The 22,651-nt window shown below is 71.5% G+C and carries 23 protein-coding genes; 13 read left to right on the top strand and 10 right to left on the bottom strand.

Annotation, left to right across the window (positions count from 1 at the left end; all coding sequences use genetic code 11):
• A complete protein-coding gene (locus OO70_RS45355; protein WP_043685778.1) occupies positions 1-324 on the bottom strand; it encodes an AtuA-related protein in 324 nt (107 codons plus the stop codon).
• Entirely contained in the window at positions 321-1,736 is a 1,416-nt protein-coding gene (locus OO70_RS45350) for an acyclic terpene utilization AtuA family protein (protein ID WP_051742211.1), read from the bottom strand. Before OO70_RS45350 ends, OO70_RS45355 begins: the two co-directional genes overlap by 4 nt.
• A gap of 130 nt (positions 1,737-1,866) precedes the next feature.
• Here OO70_RS45350 and OO70_RS45345 point away from each other — a divergent pair, with 130 nt between their 5' ends.
• Positions 1,867-2,784 (top strand): LysR family transcriptional regulator, encoded by a 918-nt coding sequence (locus OO70_RS45345; protein WP_051742209.1) that lies wholly within the window; start codon positions 1,867-1,869, stop codon positions 2,782-2,784.
• 19 nt (positions 2,785-2,803) lie between these two features.
• On the opposite strand, the gene OO70_RS45340 is transcribed toward OO70_RS45345, so the two are convergent.
• Together OO70_RS45340 and OO70_RS45335 are read right to left on the bottom strand one after the other, a co-directional pair.
• A complete protein-coding gene (locus OO70_RS45340) occupies positions 2,804-3,265 on the bottom strand; it encodes a PH domain-containing protein (RefSeq protein ID WP_234337093.1) in 462 nt (153 codons plus the stop codon).
• A 300-nt stretch (positions 3,266-3,565) separates the two neighbouring features.
• Positions 3,566-3,985, bottom strand: a complete 420-nt coding sequence (locus tag OO70_RS45335) for a hypothetical protein (RefSeq protein WP_234337092.1) — start codon at positions 3,983-3,985, stop codon at positions 3,566-3,568.
• Positions 3,986-4,247: 262 nt separating this feature from the next.
• On the opposite strand from OO70_RS45335, the gene OO70_RS45330 reads away from it, so the two are divergent.
• The 7 genes from OO70_RS45330 (at position 4,248) to OO70_RS45300 (ending at position 11,168) form a co-directional block, all read left to right on the top strand.
• A complete protein-coding gene (locus tag OO70_RS45330) occupies positions 4,248-4,883 on the top strand; it encodes a SigE family RNA polymerase sigma factor (RefSeq protein WP_043685775.1) in 636 nt (211 codons plus the stop codon).
• Positions 4,880-5,680, top strand: a complete 801-nt coding sequence (locus OO70_RS45325) for a hypothetical protein (RefSeq protein WP_043685772.1) — start codon at positions 4,880-4,882, stop codon at positions 5,678-5,680. The genes OO70_RS45330 and OO70_RS45325 overlap by 4 nt, the downstream gene beginning before the upstream one ends.
• A 110-nt stretch (positions 5,681-5,790) precedes the next feature.
• A complete protein-coding gene (locus tag OO70_RS45320) occupies positions 5,791-6,705 on the top strand; it encodes a hypothetical protein (protein WP_234337091.1) in 915 nt (304 codons plus the stop codon).
• Positions 6,702-8,090 carry a peptidoglycan-binding protein gene (locus OO70_RS45315; RefSeq protein ID WP_234337090.1) on the top strand — a complete coding sequence of 463 codons (1,389 nt, stop codon included), beginning with the start codon at positions 6,702-6,704 and terminating at the stop codon, positions 8,088-8,090. Before OO70_RS45320 ends, OO70_RS45315 begins: the two co-directional genes overlap by 4 nt.
• A complete protein-coding gene (locus OO70_RS45310; protein ID WP_234337089.1) occupies positions 8,087-8,827 on the top strand; it encodes an ABC transporter ATP-binding protein in 741 nt (246 codons plus the stop codon). Before OO70_RS45315 ends, OO70_RS45310 begins: the two co-directional genes overlap by 4 nt.
• Entirely contained in the window at positions 8,824-10,071 is a 1,248-nt protein-coding gene (locus OO70_RS45305) for an ABC transporter permease (RefSeq protein WP_234337088.1), read from the top strand. The genes OO70_RS45310 and OO70_RS45305 overlap by 4 nt, the downstream gene beginning before the upstream one ends.
• A gap of 125 nt (positions 10,072-10,196) precedes the next feature.
• Positions 10,197-11,168, top strand: a complete 972-nt coding sequence (locus tag OO70_RS45300; protein WP_043685766.1) for a cytochrome c oxidase assembly protein — start codon at positions 10,197-10,199, stop codon at positions 11,166-11,168.
• A gap of 44 nt (positions 11,169-11,212) precedes the next feature.
• Here OO70_RS45300 and OO70_RS45295 read toward each other — a convergent pair whose 3' ends face one another.
• Positions 11,213-11,830: a TetR/AcrR family transcriptional regulator gene (locus OO70_RS45295; RefSeq protein ID WP_078651817.1), complete on the bottom strand. Its 618-nt coding sequence runs from the start codon at positions 11,828-11,830 to the stop codon at positions 11,213-11,215.
• Between the two features lie 96 nt (positions 11,831-11,926).
• Between OO70_RS45295 and OO70_RS45290 the strand changes: the two genes are divergently transcribed.
• Together OO70_RS45290 and OO70_RS45285 are read left to right on the top strand one after the other, a co-directional pair.
• A complete protein-coding gene (locus tag OO70_RS45290) occupies positions 11,927-12,748 on the top strand; it encodes an SDR family oxidoreductase (RefSeq protein ID WP_043685763.1) in 822 nt (273 codons plus the stop codon).
• The gene (locus OO70_RS45285; protein WP_043685760.1) at positions 12,745-13,644 is read left to right on the top strand and encodes a haloalkane dehalogenase; all 900 of its coding nucleotides are present in this window, start codon (positions 12,745-12,747) and stop codon (positions 13,642-13,644) included. The genes OO70_RS45290 and OO70_RS45285 overlap by 4 nt, the downstream gene beginning before the upstream one ends.
• 30 nt (positions 13,645-13,674) lie before the next feature.
• Here the strand turns inward: OO70_RS45285 and OO70_RS45280 are convergent, their stop codons facing one another.
• The 5 genes from OO70_RS45280 to OO70_RS45260 all read right to left on the bottom strand — a co-directional run bounded on the left by OO70_RS45280 (position 13,675) and on the right by OO70_RS45260 (position 19,659).
• Positions 13,675-15,486 (bottom strand): copper resistance CopC/CopD family protein, encoded by a 1,812-nt coding sequence (locus OO70_RS45280; RefSeq protein WP_043685757.1) that lies wholly within the window; start codon positions 15,484-15,486, stop codon positions 13,675-13,677.
• Between the two features lie 171 nt (positions 15,487-15,657).
• The gene (locus tag OO70_RS45275) at positions 15,658-16,446 is read right to left on the bottom strand and encodes an SDR family NAD(P)-dependent oxidoreductase (protein WP_043685754.1); all 789 of its coding nucleotides are present in this window, start codon (positions 16,444-16,446) and stop codon (positions 15,658-15,660) included.
• Positions 16,434-16,907 (bottom strand): cupin domain-containing protein, encoded by a 474-nt coding sequence (locus OO70_RS45270; protein ID WP_043685751.1) that lies wholly within the window; start codon positions 16,905-16,907, stop codon positions 16,434-16,436. The genes OO70_RS45275 and OO70_RS45270 overlap by 13 nt, the downstream gene beginning before the upstream one ends.
• 18 nt (positions 16,908-16,925) lie before the next feature.
• Positions 16,926-17,555: a GNAT family N-acetyltransferase gene (locus tag OO70_RS45265; protein WP_043685748.1), complete on the bottom strand. Its 630-nt coding sequence runs from the start codon at positions 17,553-17,555 to the stop codon at positions 16,926-16,928.
• Positions 17,548-19,659 (bottom strand): penicillin acylase family protein, encoded by a 2,112-nt coding sequence (locus OO70_RS45260; protein WP_043685745.1) that lies wholly within the window; start codon positions 19,657-19,659, stop codon positions 17,548-17,550. Before OO70_RS45260 ends, OO70_RS45265 begins: the two co-directional genes overlap by 8 nt.
• 89 nt (positions 19,660-19,748) lie before the next feature.
• Between OO70_RS45260 and OO70_RS45255 the strand changes: the two genes are divergently transcribed.
• The 3 genes from OO70_RS45255 to OO70_RS45245 all read left to right on the top strand — a co-directional run bounded on the left by OO70_RS45255 (position 19,749) and on the right by OO70_RS45245 (position 22,650).
• The gene (locus tag OO70_RS45255; protein WP_043685742.1) at positions 19,749-20,459 is read left to right on the top strand and encodes a siderophore-interacting protein; all 711 of its coding nucleotides are present in this window, start codon (positions 19,749-19,751) and stop codon (positions 20,457-20,459) included.
• 75 nt (positions 20,460-20,534) lie between these two features.
• A complete protein-coding gene (locus OO70_RS45250) occupies positions 20,535-22,019 on the top strand; it encodes an FG-GAP-like repeat-containing protein (protein WP_043685739.1) in 1,485 nt (494 codons plus the stop codon).
• Between the two features lie 25 nt (positions 22,020-22,044).
• A complete protein-coding gene (locus OO70_RS45245; RefSeq protein WP_043685737.1) occupies positions 22,045-22,650 on the top strand; it encodes an HhH-GPD-type base excision DNA repair protein in 606 nt (201 codons plus the stop codon).
• The last annotated feature ends 1 nt before the right edge of the window (position 22,651 follow it).

Below are 22,651 nucleotides of genomic sequence, written 5' to 3'. Positions count from 1 at the left end.
TCAGTCCTTCGAGGTCGAGGGGGCCGGCAGGTCCAGCTCCAACAGGCAGGCCGCCAGGCTCTTTCCGTGGGCGTCCAGGCTGAGGGAACGGGTGACGCCGCCGTCGAGAGCGTCGTGGAGGACGAATTTGAGGGCGTGGAGGGACGGGACCTCGTAGCGGAGGATCGGGCCCACAGGGAGGTCGGGGAAGTGCGCGCGTACGCGGTCGGGGGTGAGGTGTGTGCGCAGGTGGGGGAAGTGCGACGGGTCGTAGGCGATGACCGAGATGTCGGCGGTGGAGCCCTTGTCGCCGGAACGGGCGTGGGCCAGTTCGTGGAGTCTCATGCCGTGTCTCCTGCCACTGTCACCTGAACTTCCGTGCTGGGCATGACCAGTTCGCGGGGCAGCAGGACCGAGGTGATGGCGATGTTCTCGCGGGTCTCGCGGGTGACGCCGGCACCGCCGTAGGGACCGTTCGGCCACAGGGACGCCACCTCTCTGCCGATGCGGCGCGCGTGGTCGAGTGTGTCGGTGCGGGCGGCCACGCGTAGGCGGATCTCGGTCGGTTCGGCGGTGGGCACGGCTCCGACTCCGACTCCGCGGTGGACCGCGTTCAGGCCGATCAGGTCGTAGCGTGCGTCCGTGACCGGGATCTTGGTCAGGGTCAGGCGTTCTTCTACGATCCGTGCCGCCTCGCGGGCCCGGGCCAGGGCGTTGGAGCCGGCGTACGAGATCTCGCCGTGGGCGAGGAAGCCGTCGCGGTAGCCGACCGAGGCCTTCAGGGCGGTGGGGCGTTCGCGGCCGGTGATGCCCGTGACCGTGACCTGGTCTTCCGTGAGTTGGGTGAGGTGGGCGTGGGAGAAGTCCGCGGTCACGTCCGGGGTGAGGTAGGCGGCCGGGTCGTGGACCTCGTAGAGGAGTTGTTCGGTGACGGTGGCGACCGTCAGGCGCCCGCCCGAGCCGGGGACCTTGGTGAGGGTGAAGGAGCCGTCCTCGGCGACCTCGGCGAGGGGGAAGCCGAGGCGGGCCAGGTCGGGGACGTCCTTGGTGCCGGGGTCGGCGTAGTAGCCGCCGGTGACCTGGCCGGCGCACTCCAGCAGGTGTCCTACGGCGGTTCCGCGCGCGAGGAGCGGCCAGTCCGACGCGGTCCAGCCGAACTCGTGCGTCAGCGGGGCGAGGAAGAGCGACGGGTCCGCGACCCGGCCGGTCACGACCACGTCGGCGCCCTGGGCGAGGGCCTCGGCGACGGGGGCGGCGCCGAGGTACGCGTTGGCCGAGACGACGTCGTCTCCCAGGTCGTCCAGGTTCATGGCCCTGCCGGGGCCGTCCAGCAGGGGGAGGGGGGTGCCCTTGACCAGGTGCAGTACGTCGTCGCCGGTGACCGTCGCGATGCGCAGGCCGGGGAGGCCCAGGCGCCGGGCGACCTCGGCGACCGCCCGGGCGGCGGCCTGCGGGTTCGCGGCGCCCATGTTGGTGATGATGCGGGTTCCCTGGCGGGCGCAGGGTTCCAGTACGGCTTCCATGCGTTCCACCAGCCACTCGTTGTAGCCGGCGTCCGGGTCGCGGAGGCGTTCCAACTGGGCGAGGGCCACGGTGCGTTCGGCCAGGCACTCGAAGACCAGGTAGTCGAGCCGGCCGTGCTCCGCGAGTTCTACGGCGGGGTCGACACGGTCGTCGGCGAAACCGGCGCCGCAGCCGATGCGTATGCGGTTCCCTGTGCCTGTGCCTGTCCTTCTCCGGCTCCGTGGCTGGCTCATGGGATACCTCCCTCTCATGGGGACCACTGGAACCACTGTGGGTCCGTGGAGGGGGTCGGGGCAAAGATCGATTTCGTATTGATTCATGTGGGAGCGACATGAATGAGTGGCAATCATGTACTCATGAGGCATGGATGTCACCCTGCGCCAGATGGAGCTCTTCCTCAGCGTCGCGGAAGCCGGGTCCTTCACCGGGGCCGCTGAGGAGGTGCTGCTCAGTCAGCCCGTGCTGAGCCGTAGTGTCCAGCAGCTCGAGCACGCGGTGGGGGCGAAGCTCTTCGAGCGCACGACGCGCTCGCTGGCGCTCACCTCGGAAGGCGCCGAGTTCCTCGCTGTCGCCCGCGAGATCCTCCGGACGTATCACCGCGGGATGGAACGGTTCGCCGCGATCCGTGCCGGAGAGCAGGCCACGGTGACGGTGGCCGCGCTTCCCTCGGTGGCCGCCGGGATGCTGCCCGGTGTCTTCCGGGCCGTCCTGGCCGAGCATCCCGGGATGCAGCTGCGGATTCTGGACGGGACCACGCGGGAGGTGATCGAGCATGTCCGTTCCGGGGCGGCCGAGTTGGCGATCGCCGAGGCGGGGAGCTCGGACCCTCAGGTGCGCGGTCACCCCCTCTGCGAGGAACCTGTGCTGGCGGTGCTCCCGGCGGACCATCCGCTCACCGGGCGGGCGTCCGTGACCTGGCACGACCTGGCGCAGCAGCCCTTCGTCGCGTTCACGCCCTCCAGCAGTGTGCGGCGGCTCGCGGATCTCTCCTTCGAGCAGGCCGGTGTCCGGCCGACCCATGTCATCGAGACCCGGGAGGTGGGTACGGCGGCGGGCATGGTCTCCGCGGGGCTGGGCGTGAGCGCCGTACCGCGACTGGTGCTGCCGCTGATGGCCTTCGGCCGACTGGTGACACGTCCGCTGAACGACCCGGGAACGGTAAGGAAGTTGGCGGTCTATACGCCGCGCACGCCTGTGTTGCCTGCGGCGTCCGCGTATTTTCTGCATCGGCTTCTGCATACGGAGGGGGGTGGGGGTGCGGTGAGGGGTGCGGTGGAGTGAGGGGTGCAGGAGGCGACCTCTAGAGCGGTTGTTCCGGGCGGAGTTGGGACTCCGCGGTCCGCCGCATGTCGGCGAAACGCTCGTCCTGCCGAGTTCCGGCCGCCAGATCGCTCAGGGCGTAGGCCGTGTACGTGAACCCGTCCGTCGTGTGGAACTCCGCGCCCCAATTGCCGAGGCTCACCGCGCTGACGCGCGACCACGGCAGGCGTTGGGTGCCCCAGGGGTTCACCATGACGATCGTGTCCGTCCTGAGTTCCAGGCGTACGCGGAGCAGGATCCACCAGGCGAAGAGGGCGAAGGCCAGCGCGACGGCGGTGACGATCCCCGCGGAGCGGGCGTTGTCCGCATCCGGGTGGAGGAGCAGACTCAGCCACGTGGACAGGGCACCGCACGCGGGGGCGGCGGCCACCACGTAGCCCCCGATCCGGCCGGTCCGGCCGACCCGCCACACACCGATGACCTCGTCTCGCACATCGTCCACGAGACAAATGATCCTCGACTGTGGGTCGTAGCGGAATGGGGGGACCGGCCGGCCGGGTCGCCCGGTTGTGTCAGGGCCCGGTGGGCGGTGCGCGGCCGGCGCTGGCAGGTCACCTCATGGCCATCGGCGAAGCCCGACCGTCGGTTGGGTCCCGGGTCCGGCCCGGGCCGACCCCGGACAGAATCGGGGATGCAACCGTTCTGCAGAGCTGGACACCTCGGAAGCCGGCCGCGCGTACGTGAGCGTAGTGATCGGCACTGACAACAGGCCTCGGCCTCCTCATCAGCCCACCGCACAGGGCTACTTGGGCGGAGCGAACGGGTTCCGCTCCTGGGTCGGTGGGGCGATCCACCAGGCCGGTGGGGGTGGGGCCGGGGTCCAGTCGGGGCCTCGGTGAGTCAGCCACCAGGTTCCTATGACGTGGAACTTCTCCTCGAAACGGCGATCCCAGGCGAGGAAAGCGGTGGTGGGTGCCCGCAGGCGGGTGCTGCGGCCGTTCGCCTCGTGAAGGACGATCGACTTGGTGCCCAGGATCGACTCGATCCGGATGGCCTGGATGTCGGCCCAAGGGATGCTTCTACGGCGGATGTTGCGGACGACGGCCGCGGACGGGGTGAGCGTGACGCCGAAGAAGGAGGGGAGCAGGGCGCCCAGCACCAGCATGCCGAACCAGATTGTCAGCCAGGCGGTTACCGCGTCCGGGGGCGGTCTCCTCGTCATGGACGTGATGATGAGGGCCACGCTCAGAACAATCATGGGTGCAACGGGTGTTATCCGTTGCCACACAGTCACGCGATAGCGCACCTCGCCCGGCGACGAAGTCGCGTTCGGTGAACTCTCCACCTCTGTCACCCCGTTCTCCTGTTTCTCCTGGTTGAAAAAATACTGAGGGGGGTGACAACCTCCCTCCCCCGTAGCCCCGTTCCTCAAGCATGAAGTACTTCTCACCGCGCACCGCGCCGGTGCCGGGTGGAGGTGGCCTGTGATCCGAACGCCGGTCGGGCAGGGCGTCTCCCCAGGCGGCGATCCCGGTGGCGGCGAAGCCCGTGGCGGCGAAGTCGGCCTCGACTTCGACGACTTCGCCCGCAGTCGGCAGGCACATCTCCGGCGTACGGCTCATCTGCTGTGCGGGGACTGGCACTTGGCCGAGGACCTGACGCAGACGGCGTTGGCGAAGCTGTACGCGGTGTGGCGTCGGGTGCGGCAGTTGGAGTCGCCGGACGGGTACGCCCGGCGGGTGTTGTACCGGACGTTCATCGACGAGACCCGGCGTCGGCGCTGGTGGGAGCGGCCGGGGGCAGGAGCGGGGGCGCACCAGGAGGACGTGGTGGCGCCGGCCTCCGATCCGGATCTGCGGCTGACCCTGCTGGACGCCCTACGGCAACTGCCGCCGCGCGGGCGGGCGGTGCTGGTGCTGCGGTTCTGGGAGGACCAGAGCGTGGAGGCCACGGCGACGGCGTTGGGGTGCAGCGTCGGCACGGTGAAGAGCCAGACCTCCCGGGGGCTGGGAACACTGCGGCGCATCCTGGCCGACTCCGGCAAGGATCTCGGCAAGGACCTCGGATCTGGAAGCACGGGAACGGGAACCGGCTATCTGCAGGCGGAGTGGTGGGCATGAGCGGAAAGGCAGGGGACGAGTTCGCGGAACAGTACGTGTACGAGTCCGCGCTGACCGAGGCACTGGGCGGACTGGCCTCCGGTGCGGAACCGCCCATGCCGGACCTGGTGCCGGGCGCGGTCGTGCGCGGTACGCGGATGCGTCGGCGGCGACGGGCCGGGGCGACGCTGGGCGCCGCGGTGCTGGCGGGGGTGCTCGCGGTCGGCGGGCACGCGCTGCTCGCGCCCCGGCCGGAGAGTACGCCGACGCTGCCCGCCGGGCGGTCGACGGTCTGGTACCCGTCGCTGGAACTGCTGCGGTCGATCCTCCCGGCCGCCAACGGCACAGAGATCGAGGCCGGAAATCCGCGCCAACCCCTGCGTCCTGGCCGGTACTTCAGGCTGACCAGCGCCGACGGCAGCGCGAACGACCTTTACGTGGCCGTCAGTCGGACCGCCGTCGACCCGTCGTACACCCACGTGACCAGGGCCTGTCAGGACCGCGCCGGACGGGTGCTCGGCTCCCCGTGGAACAGCCTGATCACCAGGTGCACCCTGATCAGCCACGGTTCGGGCAGCCTGCTGAACTACTTCGTGACCGGTGCGGCACAGCCCACGCCGACCACCACCGGGACACCTCCGCCCTGGGCCACCGGTGTCACCTATCTGACCCCGGGCGGATGGACGGTGACGGTGATCGCGGGCCGGCTCGACGTGGCGGCCACCGGCAGGAACAGCAGCCGTCCGCGAACGGGTCCGCTCGTCCGGCTGGCCACCGACCCCCGCATCTTCGACGCCGTGAAGGAGACCGGCGGCTGAGGTGACTCACCCCCTCCCGCACATCAACTGACCACCCCTGATCGCCCCTGACCACCCTCGAAGGAGCACATGGCATGAGCATGCCTAAATTTGGCGCGCCTGGAATACGGATGTCCGCGCTGGCCCTCGGCCTGCTGCCCCTGCTCGCCGCCTGCGGCGGCACGGACAACAACTCGGCTGCAGGCAAAGGCAGTTCGGAGTCGGGAACGACCGGCGCCACGACAACGGTCGACGGAGCCACCCAGCTCACCGTCCCCAACGGCGTGGACGACGCGACGAAGAAGCAGTACATCGAGGAGAACGCCATCGCGGTCTGCATGAAGAAGCAGGGGTTCGCCTACACCCCGCACGTGCAGACCTCGACCGCGGCCGACCCGCTCGCCGCGGTCGACGGGGAGGACTACGCGCGGGCGAAGCAGTTCCGGCAGAAGTACGGCTTCGGGTACTACGCCGGCGCCGTCTACCCGAACGACCCCGACGTCCCCTACAGCAAGGCCGCGATGGCCAAGAGGACCTCGCCCCAGGACCATGACGAGGACGGGCTGACCGCCGCCCAGAAGAAGGCGTACGACATCGCGCTGACCGGTCCCCCGGCCAAGACCAAGGCCGAGGAGAAGGTCGGCGGGTGCTCGGAGACGGGGCGGGCCGCGGCGCACGGGCCGGCGCTCAGCGCGGCGGCCGAGAAGAAGGCGGAGAAGGCCCGCGACGACCAGAACCACGCCAACGGCCTCGCGCTCAACGGCGACTCCCAACTCGTCCAGCTCGCCCAGCAGTTCGCGGCCTGCCTGACCGGTCAGGGCATCTCGGTCAGCACCACCCAGCCGACCGGCATGGTCACCATGGTCCGCCTCGACATCTCCCGCCAACTGCCGGAGAACTTCATGTCGTTGAGCAAGGACGACGCGCTGCCGCTCCTCAACAAGGACATCGGCATCGCGCTGAAGGACCTGGAGTGCGGCAAGAAGTTCCGCGCCGCGTACTTCCCCGAGGAGAAGGCCAAGCCCTACTACGGGGAGAACGGATGAGCCGCCCGCAGGGAGAGGGCACGAGCCGGATCGGCAGCGGCCGTAGGCGACTCGGGGCCGTTGTCTCGGCGGTCGTGCTGGTCGGGGCGGGGGGCTGGGTCGCCGGTACGCAGGTGCAGTCGCCCGCCGACGCCGCCGCCTCCCACCAGGCACCGAAGGCCGGTCCGGTGACGGTCGCGGTCGTACGGCAGTCGCTCACCGCGAGTGTGGTGGCGACCGGGTCCGTCGAGTTCGCCTCGCCGCGGCCCCTGTCACTGGCCGGACCGGTCGGCAGCGGAACGTCCTCGGCCGCGGCCGGCGAGGGCGCGGAGCAGCGGGTCACCAAGGCGCCGGTGGCCGCCACGAAGATCAAGGAGGGCGACGTACTGATGACGGTCAACGGCCGTCCGGTGTTCGCGCTCGGCGGTTCCGTGCCGATGTACCGCGCCCTTGGGCCCGGTACTTCGGGCGACGATGTGACACAGCTTCAGACAGCCCTGAAGCGGCTGGGGTTCGACCCCGGCGCGACCAGCGGGACGTACGGGCAGGGCACCGCCACCGCCGTCGCCGACTGGTACAGGAGCAAGGGGTACGACCCCCAGGAGCCGAGCCCCGCCGACCAGCAGCAGCTCGGCTCCCTCGAACAGGCCGTCTCCGCCGCGCAGGAGACGCTTCTCACGACCAACGGCGCTGCCACGGAGGCCGGTTCGAGCGCGGGGTCGGGCGAGAGCGGTTCGGCCGGCACTCCGAGCCCCCAGTCCAGCACCGACCAGCAGATCCACGAGATCCAGGTCAAGTCCGCCCAGAAGGCGCTGGACCTGGCGAACGACGCGCTCAGCACCTTCAAGGCCTCCTACGGTACGAAGGTCCCGGCCGGCGAGGTCGTCTTCCTGCCGAAGCTGCCCGCCCGGATGGACAAGGTGAGCGTGAAGACGGGTGACACCCCGTCCGCCCAGATCGGTACGGTGACCAGCTCCGACCTGGTGGTGCAGGCGGCCGTCCCCGGCACGGACGCCCGACTCCTGCGGCACGGGATGACCGCCGAGCTGACGACCACGGACGGCAAGACCGTGAAGGGCACGGTGGACGTCGTGGCGGACGGTTCCGACTCCACCGCCGCCGTCCAGGTGCGGATCACCGTCCCGGAACCCGGTCCGCTCGCCGGGCAGGCCGGGGCCGCCGTGAAGGTGACCGTCGCGGTCGGCGCCTCGGACGGCAAGGTGCTGACCGTGCCGCTGGCCGCGATCCACACCTCGTCCGACGGACGTGCCCGGGTCGAGGTCGAGCGCGGTGGCACCGTGACCGACGTGCAGGTCACCGTCGGGCTCTCCGCCGCCGGGATCGTCGAAGTCACGTCTGCCGGGGGCGCGTTGAAGGCGGGCGAGAGGGTGGTGGTGGGCGAGTGATCCCCCGTCCCGCCCATGGCCCCGATACCGCCGACATTGCCGCCGCGACCGATTCCGTCATCCAACTCACCGGCGTGGAGCGGACGTTCCCCTCGGACCCGCCCGTGCACGCCCTGCGCGACGTGCACTTGACCGTGCGGCGCGGAGAGCATCTGGCCGTCGTCGGGCCGTCCGGTTCCGGGAAGTCGACGCTGCTCAACACGCTCGGGCTGCTGGACCGGCCCACGGCGGGGTCGTATCTGCTGGACGGGGTGGAGACCACCGGGCTCGGCGACCTCGAACGAACTTCCCTGCGCGGGAGCCGGATCGGGTTCGTGTTCCAGTCCTTCCACCTGTTGCCGTACCGGACGGTCGACGAGAACGTCATGCTGGCCGAGGCCTACCGCAGGCCGCGCCCCGGACGTGAGCGCGGCGGCCGGCTCGCCCGTGCCCATCAGGCCCTGGAACAGGTGGGGTTGGGACACCGGGTGGGCTTCCGGCCCGACCGGCTCTCCGGCGGTGAACGCCAACGGGTCGCCATCGCACGGGCGTTGCTCAGCGACCCGGCGCTGCTGCTCTGCGACGAACCGACCGGCAACCTCGACACCGAGAACACCCTCTCCGTGCTGGAGCTCTTCGACGACCTGTGCGCCCAGGGCATGACCCTGGTCGTGATCACCCATGACGAGGCGGTCAGCCGCCGGGCCGGGCGCCGGGTCCGCATCACCGACGGGCGCCTGACCGAGGAGGCCGGGTGAGACTCACGAAGAGAACGGCGCCGGTCGAACGGCCCTGGATGGACCCCCGGGACCTGTGGACGGAGGCCCTCGCGGGGGTCCTCGCCCGCCCGGTGCGGTCCGCGCTGACCACGCTCGGCACGGTCCTCGGCATCACCACCCTCGTCATCACCATCGGGGTCGCGTCCACCGCGGGCAACCAGATCGTCGGCCGCTTCGACGCGCTCACCGCGACCTCGGTGACTGTGACCGTGCCGCAGCGGCTGCCCGGTGAGGAGGACGCCGGGCCGTTGGTGCCGTGGTCGGGGACCGATGCCGTACGGCGGCTGGCGGGGGTGGAGTCGGTGGCCGCGCTCGCCGACTCGGACGCGACCGACAGCGTCCTGGTGCGGTCCAACGACGTGACCGCGCCCGGCGACCTGTCCGGCCAGACCCTCGCCGTGCTCGCCGCCTCGGCCGGTCTGCCGGCCGCCGTGCACGGTGCGATGACGGCGGGGCGGTTCTACGACGCCGGGGACATCGCCCGGCACGACCACGTGGTGGTGCTCGGCGACCAGGCGGCGCGGCTGCTCGGGATCAAGCGGGTGGAGGACGCGCCGGCGGTCTTCTTCAAGGGGCAGTCGTACACCGTGATCGGCATCCTCGGCGGGATCCGGCGCGAGGAGCGGCTGTCCACCGCCGTGCTGGTGCCGCCCACCACCGCGGCCGACCGGATCGGGCTGCGGGACGTCACCCGCGTCCTGATCGGCACCGCGCTCGGCGCGGCCCAACAGGTGGCCCGGCAGGCGCCGATCGCGCTCGCGCCCGGGCACCAGGACTCGCTCGCCGTCGTGGCACCGCCCGACCTGTCCAAGGCACGCGCCGGCGTCCGGAACGACACCAACAGCCTCTTCCTCGTCCTCGGCCTCGTCTCCCTCGTGGTCGGCGCGATCGGCATCGCCAACGTGACCCTGGTGACGGTGATGGAACGCGTCGGCGAGATCGGGCTGCGCCGCTCACTGGGCGCTTCGCGCAGGCAGGTGGCCGGACAGTTCCTGCTCGAGTCGACGACCATCGGGCTGCTCGGCGGGGTCGTCGGCGCGGCCCTGGGCATCGCGGTCGTGGTCGCGGTCGCCGTCTTCAAGGAGTGGACACCGGTACTGGATCTACGGCTCGCCCTCGGCGCCCCGCTCGCCGGCGCCCTGGTCGGACTCCTCGCGGGGCTCTACCCCTCGCTGCGCGCCGCCCGCATGGAGCCGGTGGACGCGTTGCGCGCACCGTCGTAGGAACGCGGCCGTGGATCGGGGACGGCGGGGGCGGGTCCTCGGCGTGGCACTGGGCGGCATAGAGTGCTGCGGCAGATCCGACAGAACCGGCAGAACGAGCAGGCCGGCCGTGGAGGTAGATCGCGATGGAGACCCCGCCGCAGCTCACCATGGGACGGCTGTTCTCCTCCTGGCAGGCGGACGTCCCCGCGCTGCTGCTCGTCGTACTCCTCGGCGGCCTGTACGGCTGGGGCGTCCTGCGGCTGAGGCGGCGCGGCGAGGCCTGGCCGGTGGCGCGGACCGCCGCGTTCGCGGTGCTCGGGCTCGGCACGCTCGTGGTCGCCACGATGTCCGCGCTGGCCGTGTACGACCGGGTGCTGTTCTGGCCGGCCGCCGTCCAGAACGTCCTCCTGGACCTGATCGCCCCGCTCGGCCTGGCCCTCGGCGATCCGCTGCGGCTGGCCCTGCGCGCCCTGCCCGGACGCGCCGGCGCGCGAGCGCAGGGAGCGCTGACGGGTCGCCTCGTACGACTGCTCACCTTCCCCCTGGTCAGTACAGGCCTCGTCCTCACCACCGAGCTGACGATCTACTTCACGCCGTACTTCGAGACGGCCCTGGCCAACGACTGGCTGCACCAGCTGATGTACCTCCAACTGCTGCTCGCCGGGAGCCTGTTCGTCCTGCCGGTGCTCACGCGCGAGGAGGCGCTGCCCGCCTGGTGCACGCATCCGGTGCGGGCGGCGCTGGTGTTCCTCGACGGGATCGTCGACGCGGTGCCCGGCATCGTGGTGATGACCCACGGCACGCTGATCGCCGGGGCCTGGTACCTGAAGCACTCCCCGTCCTGGGCACCAGACGTCCAGCATGACCAACAACTCGGCGGCGGCGCGATGGTCGGCATCGCCGAACTGGTCGCCGTCCCCTTCCTCCTCGCGATCCTGGTCCAGTGGGCCCGCACCGAACGCGCCGAGACGGTCGCCCTGGACCGCCGCCTGGACACGGAACTGGTCCGGGCGACACCGGCCGAGGCCACGACAGAGGGCGGCCCGGAACTCGTCCGCCCCTGGTGGGAGACCGAGAACAGCGAGGTCGCGCAGCGCATCCGGGGGCAGCAGTAGAGGGCAGTGGTAGGGGCCGGCAGTAAGGGGTTCCCAGCCGTCCCTCAGGCCACGGTCAGGGCGTCCAACTCCCTTATGAGCCGGGCCCCTTCACGGGTCATGATCTCCGGGTCGCGCAGGGCGTTGGAGAGCAGCGACATGCCCTGATAGGCGCCGACGAGGGTCAGCGCGAGCCCCTCCGGGTCGGCCGCGCCGAGCTGCCGGTACTGCCGCTCCACCCAGTCCACCAACCGCCGTATGACCTGTCCCGCGGCGAGATCCAGACCGCCCTCGTACCGCTTGTCCAGCTCTACGGCGAGAGTGCCCATGGGGCAGCCGTGGCGGGCCGCGATGTCCTTCTGCTCGACCCAGCCGCCGATGAGGGCCTTGAGGCGTTCGCGCGGGTCGGGGAGCCGGTCGAGCCGGGCGGTCAGGGTCTCCAGGGAACCGGTGTGCTCGGTGAGGGCCGCCTCGATCAGCTCGTCCTTGGTCTTGAAGTAGTAGTAGACGTTGCCCGTCGGGACGTCGGCGGCGCGGGCGATGTCGGCGATGGTCGTGCGCTCCACGCCCTGCTCGTGCAGGACCCGGGCGGTGGCGGTCGTCAGACGCTGCCGCTTGCCGACGGCGGTGGCCTTGGCGGTGGCGGCGGCGATGGCGCTCCGGGAATCCTTTGAGTCAGTCACCTGACTAACTATAGACAACGGGCGGGTCGATCGTGCTAGCGTCATGTTCGACGGAGTTAGTCAGCCGACTAACTGATACATGACGGGGGTACCGACATGATCGTGGCGACAGGTGCGACCGGGAACGTCGGGCGGACGCTGGTGCGGTTGCTCACGGAGGACCAGGTCCAGGTGACGGCCGTGGCCCGGCACATCGGCGAGGCCGACGTACCACCGGGTGTGCGCACGGTGGCCGCCGACCTGGCCGAACCGGACGGCCTGCGAGGCGCGTTCGCGGGGGCGCGGGCGCTGTTCCTGCTGGTGGCGGGCGAGCGGCCGTACGACATCCTGGACGCGGCCAAGTCCGCCGGTGTCGGCAAAGTGGTGCTGCTGTCCTCGCAGGGGGCGGGGACCCGACCGAAGGCGTACGCACATCCGCGTCAATTCGAGGCGGCCGTAAGGGAGTCGGGGCTCGACTGGACGATCCTGCGGTCGGGCGGGCTGGACAGCAACGCGTTCGCCTGGGCCGAGTCGATCCGCGCCGGGCGCACGGCGGCGGCGCCCTTCGGTGACGTGGGCCTGCCCTTCGTCGACCCGGACGACGTGGCCGCGGTGGCCGCCGCCGTCCTGCGCGCCGACACGCACACGGGCGCGACCTACACCCTGACCGGCCCCGCACCGACGACACCCCGCGCGCGTGCGGCGGCGATAGCGACGGCACTGGGCGAGCCGGTGACCTTCACGGAACAGTCCCGCACGGAGGCCCACGAGCTGATGGCCCGCTTCATGCCCCTGCCCGTGGTCGAGGGCACGCTGGCCGTCCTGGGCGAACCGACCGAGGAGGAGCAGCGCGTGAGCCCGGACGTGGAGAGCGTGCTGGGCCGGGCACCGGGCACGTTCGCGGCCTGGGCGGAGCGGAACGCGGCGGCGTTCCGATGACGACCTCGCACGTGACTCGCGTCCTCGACTCGACTGTCCTCCACCGGGAGTCCGGCACCGGAGTGCCGATCGTCTTCCTGCACGGCAACCCGACCTCGTCGCACCTGTGGCGGAACGTCCTGCCGGGCGTCACCTCCGGGCGCCTACTGGCACCCGACCTCATCGGCATGGGCGAGTCGGGCAAGCCGGCCATCGCGTACGGCTTCGCCGACCATGCCCGGTACCTGGACGCCTGGTTCGACGCGCTCGGGCTGCGGGACGTGGTGTTGGTCGGACACGACTGGGGCGGTGCCCTGGCCTTCGACTGGGCCGCGCGCCATCCGGACCGGGTGCGGGGCATCGCGTTCACGGAGACCATCGTCAAGCCGATGACCTGGGAGGAATTCCCGGAAGGGGGCCGGGAGTTGTTCCGGGCGATCAAGACGGAGGGCGTCGGCGAGGCCATGATCCTCGACCAGAACGCCTTCATCGAGCAGGCACTCCCGGCCTCCTCCGCGACCCCGCCCGCACCGGCCGACCTCGCCGTCTACCGCGAGCCGTACCCGACCCGGGAGAGCCGCCGACCCCTCCTGCGCTGGGCACGCTCGATGCCGCTGGGCGGCGAACCCGCCGACGTCGTGGCCAGGATCGAGGCCTACGACCACTGGCTCGAGTCCAGCCCGGACGTACCGAAGCTGCTGCTCACGTTCGCACCCGGTCCGGGGACGATGATGCACGAGGGCACCCTGGCCTGGTGTGCGACGAACATCGCCGCCCTGGAGATCGAGCACTCCGACGCCGTCGCGGGCCACCACACACCGGAGGACCAGCCGGAGTTGATCGCGGCCGCGATATCGGCGTGGGTGGAGCGGCTCGGCCTCACGCAGGGTCAAAGGCGGGTGCAAAGGCAGGGGTAAAGGCAGATCACGGCGTAGAACTCGCCCCGTCTACCGCACGATCCGCACCTGCCTGGACACGCTCACCTGGTCCACGTCGGACGTCCTGACCGTCACCTTCATCGTCCAGGTCCCGGCGATCGGCAGGTTGAGGGAGTTGGTCCCCCAATAGCCGCCCTCGTCCTTGATGTTGGCGTCGAGAGGGCCGATCTTCTGGGCCGCGAGGGTGAAGGAGAGGCGGAGTTCGGGGACGGTGGCGAAGCCGCCGTCGGGGCCGTAGACGACCGCCTCGACGGAGTTCAGGCCGACGCGTCCGGGGTCGAGGGTGATCTGCACCTTGCCGCCGGCATTGCCGACGTGGAAGGGGACGGTGGTGACGGAGGCCGCCGGTATCCCGGCCGGTGTCGCCGTCTGCTGCGCGTCCGCCGCCGCGCGGCCCGGCAGCGTGTTGGTCAGGAGGGTGGTGATCACCAACACCACGACACTGACGGCGACTTCGCACAGCACCGAGCGGCGCAGACCACGCCGGTAGCGGTCCTGGGAGCCGCCGTCATCGGAGCTGCCGTCACCGGAGCCGTTGTCACCGGGGTCGGCGACACTCTCACCCTCACCCGCGCCTGTGCCCGTTCCCGTGCCCGTGCTCGTGGAAGTCGTCGCCCCGTCCACCCCCGCCCGCACCAACTCCGGTACCTGAAGCCGCACTTCCGCCCCCACCATCCGCCCCGTCCACCGCCGCGACCACCCCGCGACCACGAGCAGCACCGCCACCGCGCCGAGTTTCACCAGCAGGATGCGGCCGTACGACGTCCCGGTCAGGGCGTTCCAGGAGCCGAGGCCCCGCCAGGACTGGTAGACGCCGGTGACGACCAGCACGGTCACCGAGGCGAAGGCGAGCCGGGAGAAGCGGGCCACGGGGGCCGCGTCGAGGCTCGGTGAGCGGTAGAGCACGGTGAGCAGGGCCGTCAGGCCGCCCAGCCACACCGCCATCGCGAGCAGATGCAGGACCGCCGAGGTCATCGCCACCGGCACCTGGATCCCGGCGGACGCGTGTTCCGCCGACGCCCAGGTCAGCGCCAGCCCGACCGCCAGGGCGGCACCCGTCCCCAGGGCCACCCGACCGAACCGCTCCCGCCCCCGAAGTCGTAGGAGAAAGGCGGCTGTTGCGGTGAGGAGGAGCAGGCGGGCCGCAAGTGCCAGGCCCGGACGGGTCGTCAGGGTTTTGGGGATCGCCGAGGGTTCGAAAGCCGTGGCCAGGCCGGTGCCCGCCTCGTAGGGGGCCCGGAGGAGCAGGAGGGCCAGGGTCGCCGCCAGGAGGGTCCACCAGCCGGTCAGGATCGGCTTGTTGAGGACCGAGGGGTTCGGGGGGCGGCACAGGGCCGCGAAGGTGGCCGTGCCGATGAGAAGGGCGGCGGCTATGTACGCGAAGTAGCGGGCGATGTCGTACAGGCTGGCCGTGAGGGGTTCCTCGTTGGGGGCCGTGCTGATCGGGGTGGTCGTGGCGGAGGGTTTGCCGATGGAGAAGGTGAAGGCGCCCGAGACCGGGTGGCTGTCGGCCGAGACCACGCGCCAGGCGACCGTGAAGGTGCCGGTGCCGAGCTTGGCCGGGAGGGTGACGCTCGCCGTGTCCCCGGCGTCCTTCGCGTGGTGCGCGGAACTCGTCCTCACCCGCCGGTTGTCGGGGTCGTAGACGCGGAAGGAGTCGTCGAGGAGGGCGACGGACTCGGAGAAGGTGAGGGTGAGGGAGCGGGGGGCGGACTTGAGGACGCTTCCGTCGGCGGGGTCGGTGGATTCGAGGGCGGCGTGCGCTGACGCGGTGCCCGCGGTGCCGAGGAGGAGCAGGACCAGCAGGGAGCCCAGCAGCACCAGCCCTTGAACTCCTCGCCGGCGACCACCTCCGCTTCCCCCGTCGCCTCCGCCGCGCCGTCCCTCGTTGCGTCCAACGCGCTGTACCTCATTCCGTCGTCGGCACACGTCACTTCTCCGTCTTCGGACTTGCAGGCCTCCGGTTATGTACGGACGTACCGCCCCTATGACTCACCATGTGGGCCGCGCCAACACTCCGCCGTCCACGACCAGGTCGTGCCCGGTGATCCAGGAAGCGAGCGAGGACGCCAGGAACACGCACGCGTCACCCACGTCCTCCGGCCGGCCCAGCCGCCCCGTCGGCGCCGCCTCCCGCCACCTCCGCACCCCCTCCGGCCAGGCCTCCGCCAACCCCTCCCGATCGATCAGACCGGGCGAGACCGTGTTGACGCGGATGCCGTACGGCCCGTACTCCAGGGCCGCCGACCGCGCGTGCATCACGACGGCCGCCTTGGACGCGGAGTAGTGCGCGTGCAGCGGGGCCGGGGCGCTCGCCTCGATCGACGCGATATGCGTCACCGTGCCGCCACCGCCCTCCCCGTGCTGCTCCCGCATCACCTCGGCCGCCGCTTGCGTGCAGGCGAACACGCTCAGCAGATTCGCGTCCACGACCGCCCGCCAGTCCGCCGCCGTCATCCCGTCCAGGGGCTGGGTCGGCTGCACACCCGCGTTGTTGACCAGCGCCGTCAGCCGCCCGCCGCCCCACTCGGCCGCCTCGCGGACCAGTCCGCGGCAGGCGTCCTCGTCGGTGAGATCGGCTTGCAGTACGACGGCTCGGGCCCCCAACTCCCTTACGCGCGAAGCGACTTCACCGGCCGCCTCGACCGCCGTACGGCAGTGGACCGCGACCGCCGCCGCGCCCTCCTCGGCGAACCGCAGCGCGATGCCCCGGCCGATGCCGCCGCCCGCGCCCGTGACGAGGGCGACCTGGCCCTCCAGCAGGCGGGTCACGGGCGGCACAACCCGGTGATGCGGGCGGCCTCGGACGGGTAGCGGGCGGTCAGCTCGCCCGCGTCGCCGTGCTCGTAGCCCTCGTAGGTGAAACCGGGTGCCATCGTGCAGCCGAAGAACGTCCACGCGCCGCCCGCGACCACCCGCGCCCCCATCCAGGTGCCGCCGGGCACGGTGAACTGGAGGTGCTGGCCGTGCAGGACGTCCGGGCCGAGGACCGCCGTGCGGGAGCTGCCGTCGGGGGCGAGGAGCAGGAGTTCGAGCGGGTCGCCGAGGTAGAAGTGCCAGACCTCGTCGCCGGGCAGGCGGTGCAGGGCGGAGTAGTCGGGCACTGTCAGCAGCGCGACGATCGCCGTGCCCTCGGGGCGGCCGTCGGGCCGTTCCGGGCCCGCCCAGGTACGGCGGAACAGGCCGCCCTCGCGGGGGATCGGCTCCAGGTCGTAGTGGGCGACGAGGTCTTCTGGGGTCACTCCGGTCACTTCGGCAGGCTACGGGAAGGCCGCCGCAGGCTTCGGGAAGGCCACCTCGCGAGGGAGAAACGCCAGTTGAGCGTGCTTTTCGGGCAGGTACACGTCCGGGAGGTCGAGCTCCGGCAGGACGACCCTCGGGCCCGCCACGAAGCCCTGCCGCAGGAACCGTGCGATCGCCTTCTCGTTGCGCACGTCCGGATCGACCACGACCCGGCGCCGGTCCAGACCGAGCAGGACGTAGGAGGCGAGAACGCCCAGCACCGCCGCCGACCAGCCGGTCCGGTCGCCGCCCGCTCCGGCGGGCGCGAGGAGGAGGTGGATGCCGATGTCTCCGGGTCGTACGTCGTAGCAGTCGCCGACGCGGTCGGCCTCGGGCTCGTAGGTCTGGAGCAGCCCGACCGGTTCGTCGTCCCTGACCACCAGGTGGGCGTGGTGGGTGTCGAGGGTGTCCATGTGGGCGTAGATCTCGGTGACTTGGGCCCGGGTGAGACCGTTCATGCCCCAGAACGCGGCCCGTTCGGCGCTGACCCAGCGGTGGACCACCTCGGCGTCGGCCGTCGCGTCCAGGGGCAGGACGCGGACGGTGCCGAAGCCGTCGACGTGCTGGGAGTGGACGGGTCGGCGGGTGGGGGTGTGCAGGTCAGACATCGGTCTCCTTGGTCTTCTTGGTCTCCTCGTCGAGGGCGAGTCGGGTGAAGTCGGTGACGACCGGGACCAGATCTCCCTTGAGCCACAAGGGCAGTTGGTCGCGGTGGTGCGGCGAGTCGGGCACCCCCGACGCCCCGAACGGCACCACCCACAGGCTGTCCTCCCGCCGGGCCAGGTCCCACACGAAGCGGGCCGCCGGACCCCGCGCGCTCAGGTCGGTGAGCCCCGGCACGGAGGAGGTGCACAGCACACAGTCGTGGTCGCCGGACAGGCCGGGCCCGGCGGTCGTGGTTCCGGCGAGCGCCCGCCAGGGGACTAGGCGGTGGGTGTCACCCCACGCGCGGTCCGGCTCGGCCGCCGCCTCCTCGACCGCCGCCCGCACGATCGCCGGACGGTCGATGCCGTACAACTCCCGTGCCCGCAGCAGGTGTTCGAGCGCGAAGCCCACGCGGGGCAGCAGCGCGAGCCACGGCAGGAACACCTCCGGGTACGCGGGCGACTCGGCCAGCGCGGCGAACGCCGGGTGGGCCGCGAGCCGTCGTACGACCGCGCCGCGTACCGCCGCGTAGGCGGCGGCATCGGCGCTGTCGGCGTCCATGCGGCGGTCCCAGGTGAGCAGCCGGTCGCGGAGTGCGGAGGCGTCGGGGCTGAGGTCGGTCAAGGACGCCAGGTGATCCAACAGTGGTGTGGCGGAGCCGAGATGGGTGTCCATGTGGATCGCGGGCATGTCGGCGGTGGACCAGGTCGGGCGCTCGGCGAGCAGCGCGGTGATGCGGTCGGCGCGGTGGGACGGCGCGAACTCGACGCCGAGCGGAGTGGCGGCGCCGCGCTGGTTGGCCATGACCGCGATGCCGTCGGTCAGTTGCCCCCGGGGCGACTCGTGCCAGCCGTGCCATTCGTGGCCGGGCTCCCAGGCGGGGACGAGCCGGGTGCGGTTGGCCTCGGCGCGCACCGGCACCCGGCCCGCGACCCGGTGCAGCAGTCCGCCCTCGGTGTCGGCGGCCTGGACGACGTTGACGGGCTCGGCCCAGTCGTCGAACGCCCGGTCCACGTCGGCGACTTGGCGGGCGCGGAGGAGCGGGAGCAGAGCGGTGAAGCCGAGGTCCTCGGTGACGCGGGGCGGGTAGCGGAGGCTGACGGCGAGGGGCGGGGTGCCGGGCGGCTCGGTGACTCCGCCGTCGAGTCCCTCCGGGCCGCCGATGACGACGGGCCCCCGCGCGGTCTCGATCACCTCGACCTCGACGGACTCCTGCCCCGCCACCTCGATGATCTCCGTGTGCCGAGCGGCGCGCCGCCAACTGCCGTCCGGGTCAAGGGCCTCCACGCCGGCGCCGGTGCGGCGCAACCGTTCCCGGTAGAGGTCCTGGTAGTCGGCCATGGCGTTGGTGATGGCCCAGGCGACCGTGCCGGTGTGCCCGAAGTGGGCGATGCCGGGGACGCCGGGCACGGTGAGGCCGACGACGTCGAACTCCGGGCAGGAGAGGTGGACTTGCTGGTAGACGCCGGGATGCTCGATGAAGCGATGAGGATCACCGGCGAGCACGGCCCGCCCGGTCGTGGTCCGTTCCCCGCTCACCAGCCAGCCGTTGCTGCCGGAGGTGCCGGGCCCGTCCGTGGCGAACAGCCCGACGGCATCCGGCCCGAGGTGCCGTATCGCCTCCTCGCGCCAGAGCTTGGCCGGGAACCCCGCGAACAGGATGTGCGTGCCGAGCCAGACGCCGAGCGGGGTCCAGGGCTCCCAACGGCCGGGCGCCAGGCCGGACTCGGCGAACTCGGGAGCCGAAGTCCCCTCGGCCAGCCCCTCGTTGACCCCGTCGACATACGCCCGGACCCAGCGCGCGGTCTCCGGGTCCCGCTGCTCCAGCGCGGCGAAACAGCGCCTCGCCGTGTCGTCGAGGCGGACGCGCCGGGCGAAGAGGTCCCAGGGCAGGGCGTCCGCGCCGAGGAAGGCGGCCGAGGTGCCCTGCGCGCGATGCCGCTCGACCTCCAGCTGCCAGCCGCGGTCGAGGGCGGTGACCCGGCCCTGGGCGCGGGCGAGCCCGTCGGCGCTGTCGGCGCGCAGATGGGGGATTCCCCAGGTATCGCGGTAGATCCGGGTCGTCACCCTGTGACCCCTCCGTTTCGAGGCTGTTCTTTAGGTTAGCCTTGCCTAAGTTACTGGTGGGGAAAGCGTACGCGAAGGGTGAAGAGGCCATGGTGCAGGGGCGCGGTTGGGAGGGCGCGGTTCTCCGGCTGCTGCGCGCGAAGGACTTCGAGTTCACCGTCACGAGGGCCGAGGACGTCACCCCGCACTACCGGCGCCTCCGCCTCACCGACGGCGGCATGCTCGCGGCGACCGGCGTCCACCCGACGATGTGGGTCCGCCTCTGGTTCGACAACGCGGGCAGGCCGCACCAGCGGGCGTACACCCTGGTCGACCCCGACCCGGCGGCCGGCACCTTCGGCCTCGAATTCGCCCTGCACGAGGGCCGCGCGAGCGACTGGGCCCGGTCGGCCAAGCCCGGCGACACCATCGAGGCCACGGTCCAGGGCACGGGCTTCGAGGAGCCCACCCCGGCCCCCTCCCACCTCTTCGCGATCGGCGACCCGGCGTCACTCCCTGCCATCAACTCCCTTCTGGGGGCGGTGGGTTCGACGATTCCGGCGACGATCTGGTTCGAGGGCGACCTCGCCGGGCTGCCGCTCCACACCGACCCGGACCGGCACGAGATCCGCAGGCTCTCCCGCGGCCAACTCGCCGAGCGGGTACGGGCGGAACTCCCCGACCTGCTGAAGGACAGCGCCGACCCGTACGTCTGGATCACCTGCGACACGGCCACGACGCGGGCTCTGTCGTCGTACGTGCGCAAGGAGTTGGGGGTGCGGCGGGAGCGGGTGCACGCCCTGGGCTACTGGCGGGCGTAGCAGCGAGGCGTACAACCATCCGAGTGCTTCGCGTGTCCAGGCGTACGCCTGTTGTCCCGACCGAGGAGTCCCCCCTTGCGCAGAGCTGTCGCCACGGCCGTCGTACTCGCCGCCGCCGTCGCCGTCCCGCTCACCCCGGTGTCGTCGTCGGCCGCCTCGCCCTACAAGGGGGCCAACACGGCTGCCGTGCAGGACGACTTCAACGGGGACGGGTACCGGGACCTGGCGATCGGTGCGCCGAACGCCGCCAACGGCGGTGTGGAGGCCGCCGGTTCGGTCGTCGTGCTGTACGGCTCCGCGTCGACGGTCAGTGCGACGCGGCGGACGGTCATCACCCAGGCCACGGCGGGAATCCCCGGGGACCCCGAGGAGTACGACGGCTTCGGCACCACGGTGGCCGGCGCCGACCTGGACCGGGACGGATACGCCGACCTGATCGTCGGCACCCCGGACGAGGGCGTGAGCGGCAAGTCGTTGCGGGGCACCGTGACCGTCGTGTGGGGCGGCCCGAGCGGTCTGAAGGGCGGCGCAAGCATCGCCCCGCCGACCGGGTACGGGGACGGCAGGACGTACTGCCGCTTCGGACTGTCCCTGGCCACGGGGGACATGAACGGCGACGGGGCCCCGGAGGTGGGGGTCGGCTCGGGTTGTGAGGCCTCGTCCTACAGCGGTCCGTTCACCCGCACCGGCCAGGCCGCCTCCCGCTATCTCGAATGGCGGGCCAACGCCCGTGGCGTCGTGATGGGCGACGTGAACGGCGACGGAAAGGCCGAGCGGTTCTGGCTGCCCGGGCCCTCGGACGACGACCTGCGCGGAACGGTGTACGTCGACAACGGCGCTCCCGGCGATGACGGCGGACTCGCCAACTGGCCCATCGATCTCCCCAACGCCGACGGCCATGCCGGCCAGATCGGCGACATCAACGGCGACGGCTACGGCGATCTCGTCACCGGCATCTCGGAGGACGACTACCTCGCCAACGAGACCGGCGCCGCCCACCGCGGCGGCGAGATCCAGGTCCTCTACGGCAGCGCGCAGGGCATCACCGCCGACCAGAAGCCGAAGGTCTTCCAGCAGGACACGGCAGGCGTGCCCGGCGCCGCGGAGAACGGTGACGAGTTCGGCCAGTCCCTCAGCATCGGCGACGTGAACAAGGATGGATACGCCGATGTCCTCGTCGGCGCCCCCGGCGAAGCCCTCGGCACGCACAAGACGGCCGGCACCGCGATCCTGCTGCGCGGCTCCGCCACCGGCCTGACCACCGCCAAGGCCGCCGGATACACCCAGGACACGGCGGGTGTGCCCGGCGCGGTCGAGACCGGGGACCAGTTCGGCGCGGGCGTCCACCTCGCCGACCTGAACAAGGACGGCAAGGCCGAGACGGTCGTAGGAGCCCCCACGGAGAACAGCGACGGCTGCGTCTGGGTCGCCCGCGGCTCGGCCTCCGGTCCCGTGCTCAGCGGTTCGATCAACGTCTGCGGCAAGAGCGCCGGCATCAGCGTGTACAACGTGAAGGGCTACTTCGGCGCCGCGTTCGCCAGCCCTCACGTGGAGCTCTGACCCGCACGGAGGCATCATCGGGGTCATGGACGTCACCCTTCATCTCGCCCAGGACCCCGCCGCCGACGAACTCCTCGGCCGTTCCCCGCTAGCCGCGCTGGTGGGGATGCTGCTCGACCAGCAGGTGCCGATGGAGTGGGCGTTCAAGGGGCCGCGCACGATCGCGGACCGGCTCGGGGCCGAGGATCTGGACGCGCACGAGATCGCGGCGCGGGACCCCGAGGAGTTCGCCGCGCTGCTCTCCGAGAAGCCGGCCGTGCATCGTTACCCGGGTTCCATGGCGAAGCGGATCCAGCAGCTGTGCCAGTACCTCGTCGAGCACTACGACGGGGACGCGAGCGGCGTCTGGGAGGGCGTCGGCACCGGGGCGGACCTGCTCAAGCGCCTTGAGGAGCTGCCCGGGTTCGGCAAACAGAAGGCGCAGATCTTCCTGGCCCTGCTCGGCAAGCAGCTCGGAGTGACGCCGAAGGGGTGGCGGGAGGCCGCCGGGGCGTACGGCGAACCCAAGTCCTTCCGGTCCGTCGCCGACATCACCGGGCCCGAGTCGCTGACCAAGGTCCGCGCCCACAAGCAGGAGATGAAGGCGGCGGCCAAGGCGGACAAGGCCGCGAAGGCCGCCGGCGGCAAGTAGT

It is taken from the genome of Streptomyces xylophagus, from assembly GCF_000716435.1.
Taxonomy (GTDB): Bacteria; Actinomycetota; Actinomycetes; order Streptomycetales; family Streptomycetaceae; genus Streptomyces; species Streptomyces xylophagus.
The sequence above is the reverse complement of the archived record's forward strand: the minus strand, read 5'-3'. Positions and strand labels throughout refer to the sequence as shown.

What these genes read in the sequence shown, in the direction of transcription:
- OO70_RS45335 (WP_234337092.1), bottom strand. Translation starts at nt 3,985, where the DNA reads ATGACGAGGAGACCGCCCCCGGACGCGGTAACCGCCTGGCTGACAATC.
- OO70_RS45345 (WP_051742209.1), top strand. Translation starts at nt 1,867, where the DNA reads ATGGATGTCACCCTGCGCCAGATGGAGCTCTTCCTCAGCGTCGCGGAA.
- OO70_RS45325 (WP_043685772.1), top strand. Translation starts at nt 4,880, where the DNA reads ATGAGCGGAAAGGCAGGGGACGAGTTCGCGGAACAGTACGTGTACGAG.
- OO70_RS45315 (WP_234337090.1), top strand. Translation starts at nt 6,702, where the DNA reads ATGAGCCGCCCGCAGGGAGAGGGCACGAGCCGGATCGGCAGCGGCCGT.
- OO70_RS45285 (WP_043685760.1), top strand. Translation starts at nt 12,745, where the DNA reads ATGACGACCTCGCACGTGACTCGCGTCCTCGACTCGACTGTCCTCCAC.
- OO70_RS45245 (WP_043685737.1), top strand. Translation starts at nt 22,045, where the DNA reads ATGGACGTCACCCTTCATCTCGCCCAGGACCCCGCCGCCGACGAACTC.
- OO70_RS45265 (WP_043685748.1), bottom strand. Translation starts at nt 17,555, where the DNA reads ATGTCTGACCTGCACACCCCCACCCGCCGACCCGTCCACTCCCAGCAC.
- OO70_RS45255 (WP_043685742.1), top strand. Translation starts at nt 19,749, where the DNA reads ATGGTGCAGGGGCGCGGTTGGGAGGGCGCGGTTCTCCGGCTGCTGCGC.
- OO70_RS45290 (WP_043685763.1), top strand. Translation starts at nt 11,927, where the DNA reads ATGATCGTGGCGACAGGTGCGACCGGGAACGTCGGGCGGACGCTGGTG.
- OO70_RS45300 (WP_043685766.1), top strand. Translation starts at nt 10,197, where the DNA reads ATGGAGACCCCGCCGCAGCTCACCATGGGACGGCTGTTCTCCTCCTGG.
- OO70_RS45350 (WP_051742211.1), bottom strand. Translation starts at nt 1,736, where the DNA reads ATGAGCCAGCCACGGAGCCGGAGAAGGACAGGCACAGGCACAGGGAAC.
- OO70_RS45355 (WP_043685778.1), bottom strand. Translation starts at nt 324, where the DNA reads ATGAGACTCCACGAACTGGCCCACGCCCGTTCCGGCGACAAGGGCTCC.
- OO70_RS45320 (WP_234337091.1), top strand. Translation starts at nt 5,791, where the DNA reads ATGTCCGCGCTGGCCCTCGGCCTGCTGCCCCTGCTCGCCGCCTGCGGC.